Origin of the sequence: Candidatus Scalindua japonica (assembly GCF_002443295.1) — a bacterium.
Classification (GTDB): domain Bacteria; phylum Planctomycetota; class Brocadiia; order Brocadiales; family Scalinduaceae; genus Scalindua; species Scalindua japonica.
This window is the reverse complement of record NZ_BAOS01000045.1, coordinates 59,835-76,939: the sequence shown is the minus strand read 5'-3', so window position 1 is coordinate 76,939 and position 17,105 is coordinate 59,835. Positions and strand designations below refer to the sequence as shown.

At 37.6% G+C, this 17,105-nt stretch carries 13 protein-coding genes, 2 tRNA genes and 1 pseudogene; 8 read left to right on the top strand and 8 right to left on the bottom strand.

Going from position 1 to position 17,105, the window contains the following annotated elements; translation table 11 throughout:
• Positions 1-89: 89 nt before the first annotated feature.
• From SCALIN_RS20500 to SCALIN_RS20470, 7 genes are all read right to left on the bottom strand, one after another.
• Positions 90-2,297 (bottom strand): GumC family protein, encoded by a 2,208-nt coding sequence (locus tag SCALIN_RS20500; RefSeq protein ID WP_096896296.1) that lies wholly within the window; start codon positions 2,295-2,297, stop codon positions 90-92.
• A gap of 248 nt (positions 2,298-2,545) precedes the next feature.
• Entirely contained in the window at positions 2,546-3,697 is a 1,152-nt protein-coding gene (locus tag SCALIN_RS20495) for a polysaccharide biosynthesis/export family protein (protein ID WP_096896295.1), read from the bottom strand.
• Positions 3,697-5,139, bottom strand: coding sequence for a tetratricopeptide repeat protein (locus tag SCALIN_RS20490; protein WP_162532445.1), 1,443 nt, complete (start codon positions 5,137-5,139; stop codon positions 3,697-3,699). Before SCALIN_RS20490 ends, SCALIN_RS20495 begins: the two co-directional genes overlap by 1 nt.
• Before the next feature lie 76 nt (positions 5,140-5,215).
• A complete protein-coding gene (locus SCALIN_RS20485) occupies positions 5,216-7,168 on the bottom strand; it encodes a hypothetical protein (RefSeq protein ID WP_096896293.1) in 1,953 nt (650 codons plus the stop codon).
• Positions 7,169-7,253: 85 nt separating this feature from the next.
• Positions 7,254-7,778: a hypothetical protein gene (locus SCALIN_RS20480; RefSeq protein WP_133112120.1), complete on the bottom strand. Its 525-nt coding sequence runs from the start codon at positions 7,776-7,778 to the stop codon at positions 7,254-7,256.
• 296 nt (positions 7,779-8,074) lie between these two features.
• A complete protein-coding gene (locus SCALIN_RS20475) occupies positions 8,075-8,584 on the bottom strand; it encodes a carboxypeptidase-like regulatory domain-containing protein (protein ID WP_162532444.1) in 510 nt (169 codons plus the stop codon).
• A 757-nt stretch (positions 8,585-9,341) separates the two neighbouring features.
• On the bottom strand, positions 9,342-9,830 hold the full coding sequence (locus tag SCALIN_RS20470; RefSeq protein ID WP_096896290.1) for a UpxY family transcription antiterminator: 489 nt from the start codon (positions 9,828-9,830) through the stop codon (positions 9,342-9,344).
• Positions 9,831-10,001: 171 nt separating this feature from the next.
• Between SCALIN_RS20470 and SCALIN_RS20465 the strand changes: the two genes are divergently transcribed.
• From SCALIN_RS20465 to SCALIN_RS20435, 6 genes and pseudogenes are all read left to right on the top strand, one after another.
• Positions 10,002-10,078 (top strand) — tRNA-Arg (locus SCALIN_RS20465).
• 210 nt (positions 10,079-10,288) lie between these two features.
• Positions 10,289-10,514, top strand: a pseudogene (locus SCALIN_RS24230) (aquaporin); the annotation flags it as partial.
• Between the two features lie 174 nt (positions 10,515-10,688).
• On the top strand, positions 10,689-11,366 hold the full coding sequence (locus SCALIN_RS20455; protein WP_162532443.1) for an SOS response-associated peptidase: 678 nt from the start codon (positions 10,689-10,691) through the stop codon (positions 11,364-11,366).
• 3 nt (positions 11,367-11,369) lie between these two features.
• A complete protein-coding gene (locus SCALIN_RS20450) occupies positions 11,370-11,792 on the top strand; it encodes a LexA family protein (RefSeq protein ID WP_096896288.1) in 423 nt (140 codons plus the stop codon).
• Positions 11,789-13,075: a Y-family DNA polymerase gene (locus SCALIN_RS20445; protein ID WP_096896287.1), complete on the top strand. Its 1,287-nt coding sequence runs from the start codon at positions 11,789-11,791 to the stop codon at positions 13,073-13,075. Before SCALIN_RS20450 ends, SCALIN_RS20445 begins: the two co-directional genes overlap by 4 nt.
• Before the next feature lie 461 nt (positions 13,076-13,536).
• A tRNA-Lys gene (locus tag SCALIN_RS20435) sits at positions 13,537-13,610 on the top strand.
• Here the strand turns inward: SCALIN_RS20435 and SCALIN_RS24225 are convergent.
• Positions 13,576-13,818 (bottom strand): hypothetical protein, encoded by a 243-nt coding sequence (locus SCALIN_RS24225; protein WP_420885451.1) that lies wholly within the window; start codon positions 13,816-13,818, stop codon positions 13,576-13,578. The genes SCALIN_RS20435 and SCALIN_RS24225 overlap by 35 nt on opposite strands.
• Between SCALIN_RS24225 and SCALIN_RS22920 the strand changes: the two genes are divergently transcribed.
• Together SCALIN_RS22920 and SCALIN_RS20425 are read left to right on the top strand one after the other, a co-directional pair.
• Positions 13,732-14,010: a hypothetical protein gene (locus SCALIN_RS22920; RefSeq protein WP_203415596.1), complete on the top strand. Its 279-nt coding sequence runs from the start codon at positions 13,732-13,734 to the stop codon at positions 14,008-14,010. The two genes, SCALIN_RS24225 and SCALIN_RS22920, sit on opposite strands and share 87 nt — an antisense overlap.
• A gap of 204 nt (positions 14,011-14,214) precedes the next feature.
• On the top strand, positions 14,215-16,833 hold the full coding sequence (locus SCALIN_RS20425; protein WP_096896285.1) for an adenosylcobalamin-dependent ribonucleoside-diphosphate reductase: 2,619 nt from the start codon (positions 14,215-14,217) through the stop codon (positions 16,831-16,833).
• Positions 16,834-17,105: the final 272 nt, after the last annotated feature.

The following is a 17,105-nucleotide window of genomic DNA, read 5'->3' as shown; positions in this document are numbered from 1 at the left end:
GCCAAAGGTCAATCCTTACGACTTGAAACTACCAGCACATACATCAAACAAGAAACAAAATTAAAATCATATTAAATACGAATTCGATTTCAGGTATTTTCTACCTTTTCTTTTCCCTTCGTCCACTTCATTCTCTCTATTATTCCCTTTTTCCCCTTTTCCTCCACACCATACCCATACCCATACCCATACCCATAAAAGTCGCCCCTGGCAGCATCTACACTATTTATAACTACACCCAACACTTCAGCCTTTTTACCTGCAAATTGATGGAGAGACCTTCTGGCAGATTCTTTTGATATCTTACCTGATTTGATTACGTAAATTATTCCGTCAACCATGTTAGAGAGAACAATTGTATCAGTAACTGCCATAGCAGGAGGTGTATCAAGTATTACAGTATCAAACCTATCCATTATCTCCTTACAAAATTTTTCCATACTGTGAGACCCCAACATCTCCGAAGGGTTTGGCGGAATAAGGCCGCATGTAATAACACTGATGTTAGGAATGGCCGTATGTTTAATGATTGAATCCAAATCATTATCTCCAAGAATATGATTAGTTAAACCAGGCATCATCTGAATATTAAAGGCTTTATGCACCCTGGGCTTACGAAAGTCACAATCCACAATCAATGTTTTCTTGCCGGTCTTAGCTATTACAATAGCAAGGTTACTCGCTACAAATGTTTTTCCCTCACTGGGAGTCGTGCTTGTAACCAGCATTATCCTCTTGGGATTATCTGCAGATGACAGCATGATACCGGTCCTTACATTACGCACTGCTTCCGCAAATGTTGACTTGGGTAATTCGTGCAAAATGGTATCAAAGTTCTCCACCTCATCCCTCTCCACTTCTACCTTCTCTAATACACCTAGTACTGTAGCATTAAGATGTTTCTCAACATCATCTGCGCTTTTAATTGTATTATCAAGGTATTCTAAAAAGAAGGCAATACCTGTTCCCATTACCAACCCTACAACCATAGAGAGGAACACATTTAACCTTTTTTTTGGTTTAACAGGTCTGGTAGGCAATGCCGCCCTATCAACTATTTGAACATTTGTAGTCTTTATTTGTGACGATACGGTTGCCTGCTTCATCCTTTGAAGCAGCCCTTCGTATAGCTGTGTATTTGCATCCACCTCACGTTTCAGCACCTTGTAACTGATTGATTTCCCTTCCAATCGATTGTTTTCCCTTTTAAGCTCCTCCAGGTGCTGCCGAAGACCTTTTTCTTTACCAACAGCCTCCTGATACTCTGCCTTAATTGCCTTCCCCAGCCACCCCTGTTCATCCTTTATCTCCTGTTCGATAAGACTTTTTTCAGTCTTAAGCCTCTGCACCAGCGGGTGATCTTCCTTGACTCTGCCAAGCTCACTGGCATACTTTGCATTAAGCCTCGTATATTCCAACTTCAATTCATTAATTAATTTATTATCTGCTATCCCCGGTAAAGAAGAAAGGTCGTCACTATTCTGTACTGCCAGAAACCTGATCTCTTTGCCAATACGTTCTGCCTCCGCCCTTGTCAATTCATCTGAGATTGTAGTCAGTTCTTTCAAAATTATACTTTGGCTTGCATCCATGGCAACGATATCATTCTCACGTGCATATTTATACAATTTTTTCTCTGAATCTTCGATCTTTATCTTAATCTCTTTCAATTGTTCAACTATCTCATCTGTTGCGCCCGAAGTAGTCAGAACTTTGTCTTCAAGGTTCTTTTTAATGTACTCATCTGCTATAGTATCAGCAATTTTCTTACATAGTTCAGGATATCCTGTGCTAACTTTAATCTTCACCAATTGACTATTTCTGACAGACAATATTTCTGTCCTCCCCAAAAGTTGTCTTGCCAGTCTGTCCATACTAACTGATTTATTAACACTTCCATCTAAAGCTTTGCTATTGCCTATGAACTCCGGATCCAAGTCAAGCCTTAAACTGTCAACCACCCTCTTGGCAAGTGTAAGGCTTTTTAATACCTCACATTCAGTTTTGTAGAAATCAGTCCGTCCTCCTTCTGTACTCATCACCTCTTCGAAGGAGAGTACCTTTGGCGCTTCTTTAAATATCCTGATAGTTGTAACTGCCTGAAATATAGGTTTCTGTTTAAACGTATAGAGCGTAACCAACAGCACTGTAATTGTAAAAATGGCAACAATTACCCATTTACGGTGCATAACCACGCGAAAGTAATCCCTGAGATGTATCTCATCAAGAGAGGAAGTCTTGCCGCTATAATAATTAGAAGGGTCTTGGGTTTGATTTAGAAATGAATCGTTATTCATAGGATTTAGCTCTCTATGGTTGCTTGTTTCCTGGTTCTGCTAAACATAATTCAAAAAGTAATTAATTATTTGTTGCCTGGATAAAGTGAATGAACACCTATCTAAATAAATAAACAACACATATTGAACATCAAATAATAAATTCGGCTCACACAAAGACACAACAATATCCCCCTAAACTCGACAGACCTACTGTCATTCAAACGGACATGTCAGGAACTCGCAATAAGTGGTAGTTTCCTATAATATCAATCTCGGAAACTGTCGTATGCATAGGCAGTTGTAAAGGCCGTAACGGCAGAGTTTGAGAAGGCCAATAATTGATTACGCACCTCTTTAAAACTACTCTTACCGACAAGAAGAACATCTCCACCAATAATTCTAACATCTTCATCCTCACCTTTTGCTAATCGCCTAACATCTAAAGTAGTAATAATTTTCTCTCTATTCTCAAGATCTTCTCTTATCAATTTGATTTTATTTTTTGCAACACTTGAGAAACTGCCAGCCTGTGATAAAGCCTGTAATGCAGTCATATTCGTTTTTAACTGAAAAGCGCCTGGTTTGTCCACTTCCCCAAATACAAAATAGAAAGATGCAGGAGGAACGCTTATCATATCACCAGGCAGAATATCCACGTTTGAAAGAGGATTCTGATATTTAACCAGTTCTGAGATATTTACAGTAATTACCTCATCCCTGGCCTGTAAATAGTCTTCTTCATCCCAACTACCATTGGACCCATGGACATCCTCAGTTACTCTTCCATAACTTCTATCATCTGTGTTACTATAATGAACCGCATGGGTATCATCACTCCTGCCAGAAGCGTCATACTGTTCTGTATGGCGTATTATATAAATCAAATCTCCGGCATCTTTAGTAACACCACCACACAAACTTATCATCTCCAGAAGATTACTACTGTTTCTTGTCATTTCCAGCAATTGCGGGTTTTTCACTTCACCCAGTACTGCCACCCTTTTACTGTGAAACTCCTGGACGTATACCGAAATCTGGGGATTCTGCAAATATTTCTTTGAATATTCATAGGCCATGTTAAACTCCAGCTCAGAAACGTTCAAGCCACCGGCGATTATACTGCCTATCAACGGTAATGATATATAACCATCCCCCCCAACACGTACCGTTCTGTTTAAATCCTCCGAATCAAATATTTTTATGTCAAGCACATCTCCGGGCCCAATCAAATAATCCTGTCCCAGTAATGAGTTGCTATTGTATCCAACTCCACCCGGAACACCTTGAGTAGATTGTGAATGTTGAGACATGTTATAGACTGTCTGAGCGAAAATACAGCTACAGTAAGAAAACAACAAACAAACAATCATAAGCCCGCAAATTGTTTGCCATTTTAACCTTGTTAGAGATTTTCTCATTATAACCCCTCCTTCTTTGCAAATAATACTGCCTGATAATTATTAAGCGCCATTTGATTTCCGGGATCAACCCTCAATAATTTAATATATTCAGATTCTGCCTCTTCTAACATTCCCTGTTCATAATAAGCCAAACCTAGATTATTTCTCGCCATAGTGTTTTTATATTCTATCTCAATTGCTTTCTTATATGCAGTTATAGCTTCATCATACATCAATTTACTGTGATAAGCAATACCCAGATTATAATAGGCATCAGAATAGATATGGTTATAATCCAAAGCCTTCTTACACTCAAAAATAGCCTTATCGAATAATCCTTTTTGGATATATATACCACCTAAAATGCAATGAGCTTCAGGATTAATACTATTGATTTCTATAGCTTTCCTCAAATGGTCTATCGCCTCTTCCTGTTTACCCTTTCTGACAAGCACCATACCAAGGTTAACATGGGCCGCTCCATTAATCGAATCAAGCCTGACGGCCTTACTTAACACCTTTATTGCGTCATCCAATAACCCCTTGCCTGCATATGCAACACCAAGGCGCGTAAGTGATTCCGGGTCTTTCCGGTCTATTTTAACAGCCTCCTTATATTCCAAAATAGCTTCATCTATCATTCCCTGTTCACTGAATATAGAACCAATCAGCAGGTGTCTGGTCGCGTTCTCATAATCGACTTCGAAGCCATCTCTATATAAACCAATTATTTGTTCAAGACAGCTCTTTTTTAATGAAGTAACACCTTTATTAAAATCTACAAACTTTGTCAATCTGATTAGCTTGCTGTTTCTATCATCAAACCGGAAAACAGTATGATTGTTAACCGATATATTCATAACAGAAGTAGAGTCACGGACGTGCAACGCCCCAAAAGCATGGCCCAACTCGTGGGTTAATATTAACGACATTATGTGATAATCAAAGCCTTTCTTTCTGTCTGCTCTTACAATGACATAATCATTAAACGGCAGTGCAATCCCTAACGCTGGACGACTGAAAACACATTTAAGAGACTTTGAAACTTGTCTAGTAAAACCAACAACTAATTCGCTACCATCCTTTCCAACATTATTACTTAGCTCTTCTAGAAGAGACTGAATATTAAAGGAATTATTATCCGAAATCCACTCACCAATCAGTTTCAAATTAAACTTAATACCAAATTGTTCTTCATAAAAAGCAGATGTTCTTTTAAAACTCTCCACTATCACATCTACCCACTCATCACTTGCCCTGAATTCTTCATCGGCAACAACCTTTACATTAATTACCCTAATGTTATTATTTCCTGCATATCCGAGTACTGCACAGAAAGCAATAAAAAAGGAAATCACACTGACAATTGTAATTAATACTAGAAAAGAATTTCGGATTGTTTTAATCAAAGAAAAAGATTTTAAATGGCCGCTAACCTGTCTATAAGTTTTGTAAGTCATAAACCTGCAACAAGAAAGCAAACCGTACTGACGGAGTGTTGGAAAACCGATGGACCTGATTTTCATGTTTGTGATATTAGTTTTCTACCAAATTATTAGCTACAAAACCGGCAAACTGAAATCTATTGAATGCACTGTGAATTTCGAAAGAGTTAAATGTCTTATATTTTGAATATGAACCTACTATTAGTAGTGAATCATTCGTATGCAGTTCATATAATTTATTTTTTCTTACAATCTTGATCTTACAATAGTTATTCACATCAATCTCCGTTTTAACCTGTTTTGGACCTGGAAAGGTTATACTCAGAACATCCTGAAAAAGACGAAATGACACGGAAAACACACTACCATCAGAATCTTTAAACCTTATTGAGCTCCAATATTTAGTGCTCCCTTTCACCTCAAATTCAAATGAAAACTCATCAGGAAATTGTATATCACGACTGGCAACTGAAAAATCATCAACATCCGAGGTTAGAAAATATTTATCACTTTCATCTTTTCTGACAACCAGGCCTTCACCCCACACCTGAAGAGGCTGTCCATCATCATAGTTTGTAAAGTCTTCTTCGAAGAAAACGGTACCATAATCAGCAGCCCCGAGCGATGCATGTTCTTCTTTTATATCTACATCAATTTTTGTTTCAATTTTTCCAGTATCAAAACTTGCAACTTTATGTTTTTCACTCAACAATTTTGCCAATTTCTCATCCTTCTCAATATCAACCGCCGCAACACCAAACATAGAACCAGTCTCTGCGGTTATTACACGGGTATTTAATTTTATGCTGTTACCCAAATCTGTAATAACCCCTTTAACTATGCAATTTACCCCAAGAGATTCAGCAAGTTTTTTAGAAGACTCAGGATAAGGCAACTCCTGTAAGGAGATATGATGCTCCTTTATAAATTCATTGATAATATTATTGTCTACTATTTCAATCTTTTTATTGTTAGCAAGAAAAAGCCTTGTTACTAACTCCTGAAATAAGAATTTACTAAATGTACTGGTCTTTCCATTCATATCGGTAAATTCAAGCAAGACTAATTTATATTTTCTACCTTGTTGCAGACAATTAACTATCTGCCCAGCCAGGTCATCAATTTTGGAATACAAATCATCCCCTTCAGATTTGACACTAATGGCTTTATGTTTCTTTTCCATCAACCTCTCTATTGCCTTATCTTTTGGCAACGATGTTGAAACCGCAGTAACAATCATACCTGTTCTTTTTAACATGAGACGCGCGTTTACCTTAACGTTATCTTCAAGACCCATAACTGAGCCTGTCACTATTGCATCGATCTTTGCACTTTTCTTGCCAATTTTACTTGTGCTGCCTACCACTTCAAATTTAGGATTTGATGAAAATAAAGTAACCAACTCCTCATATAAATAAGTGGTAAAATCTGTAGTCTCGCCATGAAAATTGGAAAATTCAACTATTGATATTTTCAATTTTTCTGTCGCAGGTACTGCCATTGCTATCTGCGTAACAAGGCCCTTAATCTTATTCTCGACACTGGCAGAACCGTTATTCGACCTACCACTTGCATTCAAAGGATTTGATCTCGCTGTTGAATCAGGGTGTTTATTTATAATAACAGATTTTGTTTTATTTGCTAATTGAGGCCCATTGTTATCCTTTTTCAAATTACGATTTCTATTCTCAGTATCGTTGGTTAAAGAAATGTTTTGAGAATGTGTTACCGCAGTACTTTTCTCGCTTTCTATGACAGAACGCCTTCTCCTGCCAAACCCTTTTGTGTTATACGATGTTTTAGAAACAGAATCACGATTAACACTACTTGTGTTATTTCTATAACCAGCCCCATCTTCATTATTACTACCACCTGTATCGCTAAAGAAGTCATCCTCATCTGAAGAGTCCGCTTCATCGTAAATACCACTACTACCTGTTCTATTCTTAACAAATGCCTTGATACCGTCTTTACAACCGTATAACGGTACAATCATGAAAAGTACAATGAGAATATACGATAATGGTAAATTTTTATGAGACATTTATCATCCTTTACTATCTGAGGTTTATATAACGGTGCTTGTTAATGATAATTGAGTGTTCTTTGTATGTCTTTTGAAGCTATCTTCAATCTGCTTTAAACTTCCACGAATTGAAAGTATTCCTAAAATCAGAAAGATACTCTCTAAAATCTGACTGAAGACTCTGTCCAGTAAAAGCATAATGTTTTTTGTTATTTATAGTGTGATATTGAACAGCCTGGAATGAATACCCTGCATCTGAATATTGATATATTATCTCACGCCATTTTACATTTTCTGTATACACATCCCGCTCAAAAAGGAATTTTGCATCAGGAATTGTAGATGTAACTATATTTACCGCATTCTCAACTACCTCTTTTATTGTACGACCGACAGGCCTGTCACTAACAGCAACCAATATAATAGGTGTTACCTCCGCATCTATCTCTTTTGTAAAAGCTGCTATTACCCCTTTTATATTCATAGCACCCATCTCTACCCATTCATCAGGCACTTCAAACGAAAAATCATCTCGCTTATATTTCCCAGCAAAAACACTAGAAAAAACAGGGCAGATAACACCACAAAACACCACGACAACAATCATCAAACGGAGGAATTTTAGCATACATCCTTACCTTAACTGTTAATTTATTAATCCAGCGTCCTTTCACAGGAAAGAACACCGATCAACCCAAACTATAAGCACCATAAAATATGTTAAAATATTACAGAAACAGAATCTGTTTATAGAAATAAAGCCCACCTGTCTAATTAGTACTAACAGGTGGGCTATTATTATATTACCCAACTAATATATTTAATCTCATAAAACAGATACTAACCACCAAAAACATCTAATCTAAAAAACTTTTACTCTAGTAAGCGTACCGCAAAAAAAGCCACACTATATTATATTGTGTATCATGGTGAAGCAAGTTGCTGACGCAAATCATCCAAATCATCCGAATTATCATCCGCATCATCTTGAGCATTAACAGCTATGACGATTCCAGCAACGGCTGCCGCAACAGACAAACCCACAACTGCAACCAATCCGGCACCCATACCCCCAAAAGCTGTATAACCCTTTTCAGGCACCTGAAAGTCAACTTGTGTAACAGGAGGAGCCATTGCAACCTGTACTTTTTTCGCCGGAGCATTACCAGCTATAACCCTGTACTCACCTACAGGCAACTGAGAAACTGCAAATGTTCCATCCTTCTGGCTTCTGACGCTTTTCACCAGCTTGCCATTGAGATCCGTAACCTGTACATCTACATTACCCATTGACGCATTAGTCCTCTGCCCAGTTACCTCACCCCTAATAACACCAACGCTAGCCGCAAATGTATTTCCGGCATAACCTAAAATTGGAAGCATACCAACAGCACACATTATCACTAAACGAAAAACATAAGATTTTCCCAGCATTTCAAATTCCCTCCATCCAATTGAAATAAAAATTAACATTCCCTTGTTATACATCAACATTAAACACACAAAAACTTCTAAATGATATCGCCAAGAAGATAGGTATATAGTATAAACATGCTCATAAGACAACAGAACATTTCATAACTAAGTAAAGTCCTTATAACAAAAATACAATAGCAAGTCAACTGTTTTTATCAAAAACAGTACTTATTATTTCTTAATTTCTTAATATTATTCTTAAGCAAACAGAATACCATTCACTTGGCAACCGGAATGCCCTAGAAAAAACACTTTAAACATTTTAATTATAAATGAAAATCTGGATTTACCAGAAACCTTTTAACTGTATATTCTATAATAGTTTAATTTAAAAATATAAAGTAAATTTTAAATCATGATCTTAACCATATACCTCTTTTGAAATGAGCTTTTTTGAGACAACTCAAGGCGATGGAAATATGAGGAGCATTTCATTACGAATCATATGTAAAATATAATGCCCGAAAACTATACACAAAAAAAACAAATATACCACAAAAACCGCACAACGCAACAGAATTTACACCGCGATGACCTTTTTCCCTCCACAAACAACTTCTTACTTGCCGGATTCAGTGCTGTATCGTTATCAGTGCCCAACTTAGACTCTGATCAACAAACTTAACCGTGCCTTGGCCGATAAACACCAAACCTGTTTTAACAGCAATACTAACACCTGTAACATACGCCAACACAAAACAACCAAGCGAAAAACTTAAACAGGCTCAACATCTGAAATAAATACTTCTGCAGCAGCACCTTTCTGAAGAAGGTCAATCTGTATTACGAGCTTATAATGACCTTTTCTCTCAACAAGAACCCCTTCTAACCCCTTGAGAGGCCCTGATTTCACCCTTACCATACTACCCTTTTGAAGGTATGGAAACGGGTCCAGCTGAACATCGCTTTCCAAGATAAACTTTATATCCAGTATCTGTTTTTCCGGTATTGGTGTAGGCACATCCACATCAGTGCCAATTATCCTTGTCACACCTCTCGTATATTTAACATCAAACAGGCGCTCTTTATCCGCATATACGAACATATATCCGGGAAAAAGAGGTATATCAACATACTCTTTCCGGTCCTTCCTCCGACTGAGAGTGTGAACAAGTGGCAGAAATGTCTCTATCCCTCTTTCACCAAGAAATAAATCTACCTGCTTTTCGTGTCTCGATCTTGTATGTATTGCATACCATTTCATAAGAAGTCATGATAAACACTCAAACAAAATTGTTCAAGCTATAAATTATTTACCCTCCTGTTCATATTATATGAGGAACTGATATTCACCAAATCACTAACTATTGATAAACTATTAAAAGTTGACATTAAACGCTTGAACAAGTATATTCTGGAATCTAAAAGAAAAAGAGCGCCCGTAGCTCAATTGGATAGAGTAGTGGACTTCGAATCCAATGGTTGCAGGTTCGAGTCCTGCCGGGCGTGCCATTTAACTGACGTCTAGACAAAATTCTACAAATTTACTATAGATATAATGTAATTCTTTTTCTCAATCATTACAATTACGAAGGCGTAATTGTGCCCTTAGCTCACCCAGGCAGAGCAACTGACCATTAATCAGATTCTGGACATTTCGCCAAGTAGTTAAAAACCAACACAAGTCATTTAAGCACGTAACTTTAACCATTGTTACTGTAAATTATATTAATTGCTACTGACAAAAGAGCCAAGCAGGGCTCTGCGCCTATTGAGATTGGTCTTGGATTAACACTGATTCACATTATCAGTATTCCTGCTACCAATACTTCAGTAAATCCTGCAAAAAGCACTGGAGCGGCACTCTTCGCTGGCAGTTGGACAATATCACAATTACGGATTTATGGCTGCTCCAATTGTTGGCACAATCTTGGCGGGTATTGTCTAACGCTGGTTAGGAAGCCAAGAAAAAAACTCATAATCGTATTAGCTCAGGCTGGCATAAGCGGTAGCTCGTACCAGCCGTTAGATTGTTATATTAATAAAGGATCAATTTCCTTTATTTTTTATTCCACCAAACTTTTATATTCTAATAAAACTAAACCGACTCGATTGGATGATTATGTGTGGTAGATTTGTATTTGTTGACATAGGTGCTATTTTTTCAAAATTCAGGATCACCATAACAGAAGATATCATCAAAGAGATAACGCCTCGTTATAATATTGCACCTTCGCAATATATTCCTGTTATTTATCAGAATAAAGAACAGGAATATAAAATGGAAATGATGAAGTGGGGTTTAGTTCCGTTCTGGGCAAAAAACCAAAAGACAGCAAGCAGAATGATTAACGCGCGAGCAGAGACTATCACAACAAAACCGTCATTCAAACATATTCTGAAAACAAAACGATGTTTAGTACCCGCTTCAGGTTTCTACGAATGGAAAAAGATAGATAATAAAAAAGTACCCTATTATATAGAACTGAAGAACAATAATAGTTTCAGTTTTGCCGGGCTTTATGATATCTGGAAAGATAGTGTTGGAAATGAGCTTAAAACTTTTACTATTATTACAACAGATGCGAATAATACAATAAAACCAATACACGATAGAATGCCGGCAATTTTACATAAAGAAGTTGAAGGACAGTGGCTTAACGTGAAGATTCAGAATCCTGAGTCAATAATACAACTGTTAAAACCTTTTCCTGCTGATAATATGAAAACTTACGTTGTATCAAACGAGGTAAATAATCCACGGAATGACAACGCACAATTAACAAGAGAGGTTAATTGAAAAATGGCTGAAATTTATAAATCAAAAATAGAGAAGGAAATCAAACTGCCTTTATATGAATTTCCTGTATCTGCAGGATTTCCAAGTCCGGCAGATGATTATATTGATAAACACATTGATCTTAATGAATATATAATAAAGCATCCGGCAGCAACTTTTTTTGTAAGAGTCAAAGGGAATTCCATGGAAGACAGTGGTATTTCTAGCGGTGATCTGGTTGTTGTTGATCGTGCTCTTGTACCTGCTGATAACACTATTGTTGTCGCGTTACTGAATGGTGAATTTGTTTTAAAGAGAGTAAAGGTAAATGGAAGAAATCTGTCTCTGGTACCCGCAAATCCCAGTTATGAACCAATAGAAATTACAGAAGAGATGGATTTTCAGGTGTGGGGTGTTGTTACCTATTGTATTAAGGAAATAAAATGAATAAAGCTTTTGCACTCGTTGACTGTAATAATTTTTACGTTTCCTGTGAACGCGTTTTCAACCCCAGACTTAAACATGTCCCGGTAATGGTGCTTTCAAATAATGATGGATGTGTTGTCGCACGTTCTAATGAAGTTAAAGCGCTTGGAATAAAGATGGGAACACCCGCCTTTAAATGTAAGAAACTAATAAAAGAGCATAATATTCAGGTATTTTCATCAAACTATACGCTCTATGCCGATATGTCACACAGGGTAATGGAGACACTGAGGCAATTCACTCCTGATCTGGAAATCTATTCTATAGATGAAGCATTTCTTTCATTTACCGGTTTTGATTTAAGAGACTGTGAGAGGTACGGGCAGGAAATCAGGAAAACGGTTTATCAATGGACGGGTATTCCCGTCTCTATTGGCATAGCAAGGACTAAGGTTTTAGCAAAGGCCGCGAATGAAATAGCAAAAACACATGACAAATATTTCGGGGTTGTAGATTTTATCAATTGTTCTGCAAAAGAAATTGACTCTTGTATTGAACAATTAGATGTGAATGATGTATGGGGTGTCGGTCAACAATATACAAAGCTTTTAAAATCTAACAATATTTATACTGCAAAAGACTTAAAATATGCAGAGACTAACTGGATACGCAGGAGAATGACCGTAATGGGAGAAAGATGTGTTTACGAATTAAATGGTACTTCCTGTTTTGAGCTCGACAGACACCCCGCACCTAAGAAGGGAATTTGCAGTTCAAAATCTTTTGGTGTACCTGTTATCTCAAAAAATGATTTAGAGGAAGCGGTTGCATCATACGTAAGCCGTGCTGCTGAAAAGCTCAGGAGTCAGTACTCATACGCCAATGTTCTTATCGTTTTTATTACCACAAACAGGTTTAAAAGAGATGAACCACAATATTCAAACTCAGCATACATCAGATTAAAAGAACCAACCTCAAGTACAATTGATCTAACAAAGTCTGCTTTATCCGCTCTCAGTAAGATTTACAGACCTGGTTATAAATATAAAAAAGCGGGGGTTTTATTAGAAGGAATTCATCCAGATAGTCAGATACAGTTAAACCTTTTCCACTCTGTTAACTGTGTAAAAAAAGAGCAGACAAAAATGCTTATGAAAACAATTGATAAAATTAATAAAAAATGGGGGCGTGATAGCCTGAAGTTGGCTACAGAGGGTACTAAACATTCATGGAAAATGAGGAGGACAAGGCTTTCCAGAAGATATACAACTAACTGGAATGAACTATTGGAGGTTTGTGTTTAAATTATTTGTTATACGTTCAATATTCCACGTTACCCGCAATTTTAGCATTCCACACCCATTTTTTTCAATAATGATGTGGCAATTTTCCCTGCCGTAAAGAAAAATATCCCTGGTGATTTCTACATCTTTATTGCAATAGCTAATAACATCATCAATCCGCATTAGATTCATTGCTGGAGCAGAGAACACATAAAGAAAGGAGAGATATTTTCTAAATTATGTATTTTTGTTGAATTAAGCAGAGATGATTAGTAAAATTGCTCTTTTGGAATATATGTATACAAAGGCCATAGAATTGGGATATGTTCAAACAACTCCTGCAAAAACGGTAAAATTATTCAAGAAACCACCTGGCCGTCTCATATATCTAAAATATCAGGAGGTAGACAATAGAAGAACATTCCAGTAAATCATGGGACATAAAACAATAAAAATGTCGTAAGTGGTTGTCACAACTAAATGCGCCCTTAGCTCAGCCAGGCAGAGCAACTGACTCTTAATCAGTGGGTCGAAGGTTCGATTCCTTCAGGGCGCACTTTATTCCCCAAAGACTTATGACAATTTCCTTCACCTGAAATTGCTGCTTTTCTCCCTACTGTAGTCAGATTGTAGTCAGCTTCTAATATATCAACTCCGCCTCTCAAACTATCAGGGCAATGGTGAGCATAACGTTGAGTCGTCTTGATATCCTTGTGTCCGAGCAGTTTGGATATCTTATAGAGATCGTATCCACCCTGCGCCAGGTGAGTAGCAAAGGTGTGCCGCAGTCAATGATACGTAAAGACCTCAATCCCTGCCTTACCCATTGCAATCACAAATGCCCGTCTAAGGTTATGCTTGTCGATCTTTGTTCCACTCTTACTGTGGAAAACAATATTGCTCTTGATACTTATAACCATGGCCTTACTCTTCAGGATACCAAGAGTAATTTCTAAATATGTAGTTTGTGAAAAGCAGTACATATTGTCAATTTTTTTGAGAATATACAATATATTGTATATTTGACTTGACAATTAATATTGTTTTGTTAAAGTTGTAAAGCACACTTTGTTACAAGTAACTCCAATTACTAAATTGTTGTTACATTTTCCGTAGTCGAATTATTGGATCAGATAGAACTCTTTTAAGCTAGGACTTTCATGACAGAAAAAACAGCACAACAAATAAATCTCTCTTTTGCAGACAAAAACCCATCAACCGAAGTAATAACAGACCAAAAAATAGAATCAAAGAGCGAGAAGAAGATATTTTCATTTGAAGAGGCGTTAGAGGCTTCGTTGGAATATTTTAAAGGTGATGCATTAGCTGCCAGAGTTTGGGTTAATAAATATGCATTAAAGGACTCATTTGGAAATATCTACGAGTCAACTCCGGATGACATGCATAAGCGTCTGGCTAGTGAGTTAAGCAGAGTTGAAAAGCAGTATTCCAATCCACTCGCCTTTGATGATTTTTATGAGTTAATAAAAGACTTCAAATACATCGTTCCTCAAGGCTCACCAATGACCGGTATTGGTAATAACTTCCAGATCGCGAGCCTTTCCAATTGCTTTGTGATCGGACACAAAGGCTTTTCTGACTCTTATGGTGGTATTATGAAGATTGACCAGGAGCAGGTCCAGTTAATGAAGCGTCGCGGAGGGGTCGGACACGACTTGTCTCATATCCGTCCTGCCGGAAGCCAGGTGTTAAACAGCGCACTTACCTCAACAGGAGTCGTTCCTTTCATGGAGCGTTATTCAAATTCAACACGCGAGGTAGCCCAGGATGGCCGCAGGGGTGCGCTCATGCTCAGCATCTCCATAAAGCATCCTGACGCAGAACGATTCATTGATGCAAAACTGGAAACGGGAAAGGTAGCCGGAGCAAATATCTCAGTAAGGATTGATGATGAATTCATGAATGCAGTTGTGGATGGTACAATGTACAAACAGCAATACCCTGTGAAGGCTGAAGATCCATCTTACTCACATGAAATAGACGCCAGACAGCTATGGGCAAAAATTGTACATAATGCCTGGAAATCGGCTGAACCGGGAATGCTATTCTGGGATACCATTATTAAAGAATCAGTAGCGGACAGTTATGCAGATGTTGGGTTTAATACCGTATGTACAAATCCATGTGGTGAGATTCCGCTGTGTCCCTATGATAGTTGTAGGTTGCTTGCCATTAACCTTTACAGTTACGTTGAAGATCCGTTTACAGACATGGCTAAATTTAATTGGGAAAAATTCAGGATGCATATTGGATTAGCCCAACGGATTATGGATGATATCATTGATCTGGAACTGGAAAAGGTTGATGCTATTCTTGACAAAATTGTTTCAGACCCTGAAGACAGAGAGATCAAGCAGGTTGAAATAAGTTTGTGGGAGAATATTAAACGTAAAGCTGTTGAAGGAAGAAGAACAGGTTTGGGAATTACTGCTGAAGGAGATATGTTGGCAGCGCTTGGATTAAGATATGGAAGCGAAAATGCCATTGATTTTTCAGTGGAAGTGCATAAAACAATTGCCCTCGAAGCGTATCGATCATCTGTGGAACTGGCGAAAGAGAGGGACCCTTTTCCTGTATTTGATATCAAGAAAGAGAAGGACCACCCTTTTATCAATAGATTGGCAAAAGAGGATCCGAAATTAATTGAAGATATGAAGAAGAACGGAAGAAGAAACATATCTCTGCTTACTATTGCCCCTACAGGCACTACCAGTCTGATGACTCAAACCACATCAGGTATTGAACCAGTCTTCCTGCCTGTCTATAAGCGTCGCAGGAAGGTAAACCCAAATGATAAAGAGGTAAAAGTCACTTTTGTTGATGAGATTGGTGACAGTTGGGAGGAGTATAATGTATTTCACCATAATTTCATTACCTGGTTAAAGGTAAATGACATGGATCCGGAGGAGATTAAAAACTTTGATGATAAAGAGCTCAAAGAACTAGTCAAACGCTCTCCTTATTACAAGGCCACCTCGAAAGATATAGACTGGATGCAGAAAGTCAAAATGCAGGGAGAAATACAGAAATGGGTAGATCACTCTATCAGCGTAACAATAAATTTGCCGACAGAAGCAAAGGAAGAGCTTGTTGGAGATCTGTATATAAAGGCATGGGAAAGTGGTTGCAAGGGCGTTACCGTCTATCGAGAAGGATCTCGAACGGGAGTATTACTTGCTAAGGGTAATAAGGTAGACGAAAAGATAAAATTTCCCACAAAAAGGCCGAAAGAACTCAATGCGGACATATTGAGATTTAAAAATAATGATGAGCATTGGATCGCTTTTGTCGGTTTGATTGAGGGAAAACCATACGAAATATTTACAGGTCTCAAAGAGGATGATACTTTCCCCATACCTAAAAATGTTTCAAAAGGAAAAATCATCAAGCATAAACTGGAATCCGGAGAAAAAATATACGATTTCCAGTACATTGATAAATATGGTTATAAAGTAACAATGGGAGGGCTGTCTCATCAGTTTAACAGTGAATTCTGGAATTACGCAAAACTGATTTCCGGAGTGCTAAGGCACGGGATGACAGTAGTTGATGCGGTCCATCTGGTCTCTTCACTGCATCTGGATAATGCTTTCATTAATAACTGGACAGCAGGTGTTGCACGGGCGTTAAAGAAATATATCGTAAATGGCACAAAGGCCAAGACGGGCCAGAAATGTAGTGAATGCAGCTCTTCCAATATGATTTACCAGGAGGGTTGCCTGCTCTGCACAGACTGTGGCTCTTCAAAGTGCGGTTAAGAACATATCTGAATTTGTAAGAAAGAGGTTGTCTTAAAATCAAGAGACAACCCCTTTTTTTACTTCTTCTTTAGTATCCTTTATATCGTAGTAAGCGACTTAAATCTTAACTTTCTACCTATTGCCTGTCTGTGTTTAATTCTTTAAAATATTTAGTCAAAACTTTTGTTGTAATATTGATTTATATTCCCCAACTGTTAGTCTAAACTAACAAGAATCCCTACCCATATAATGCTCCTTTAATAAATTACCTAAATCAGCAACAAACTTGG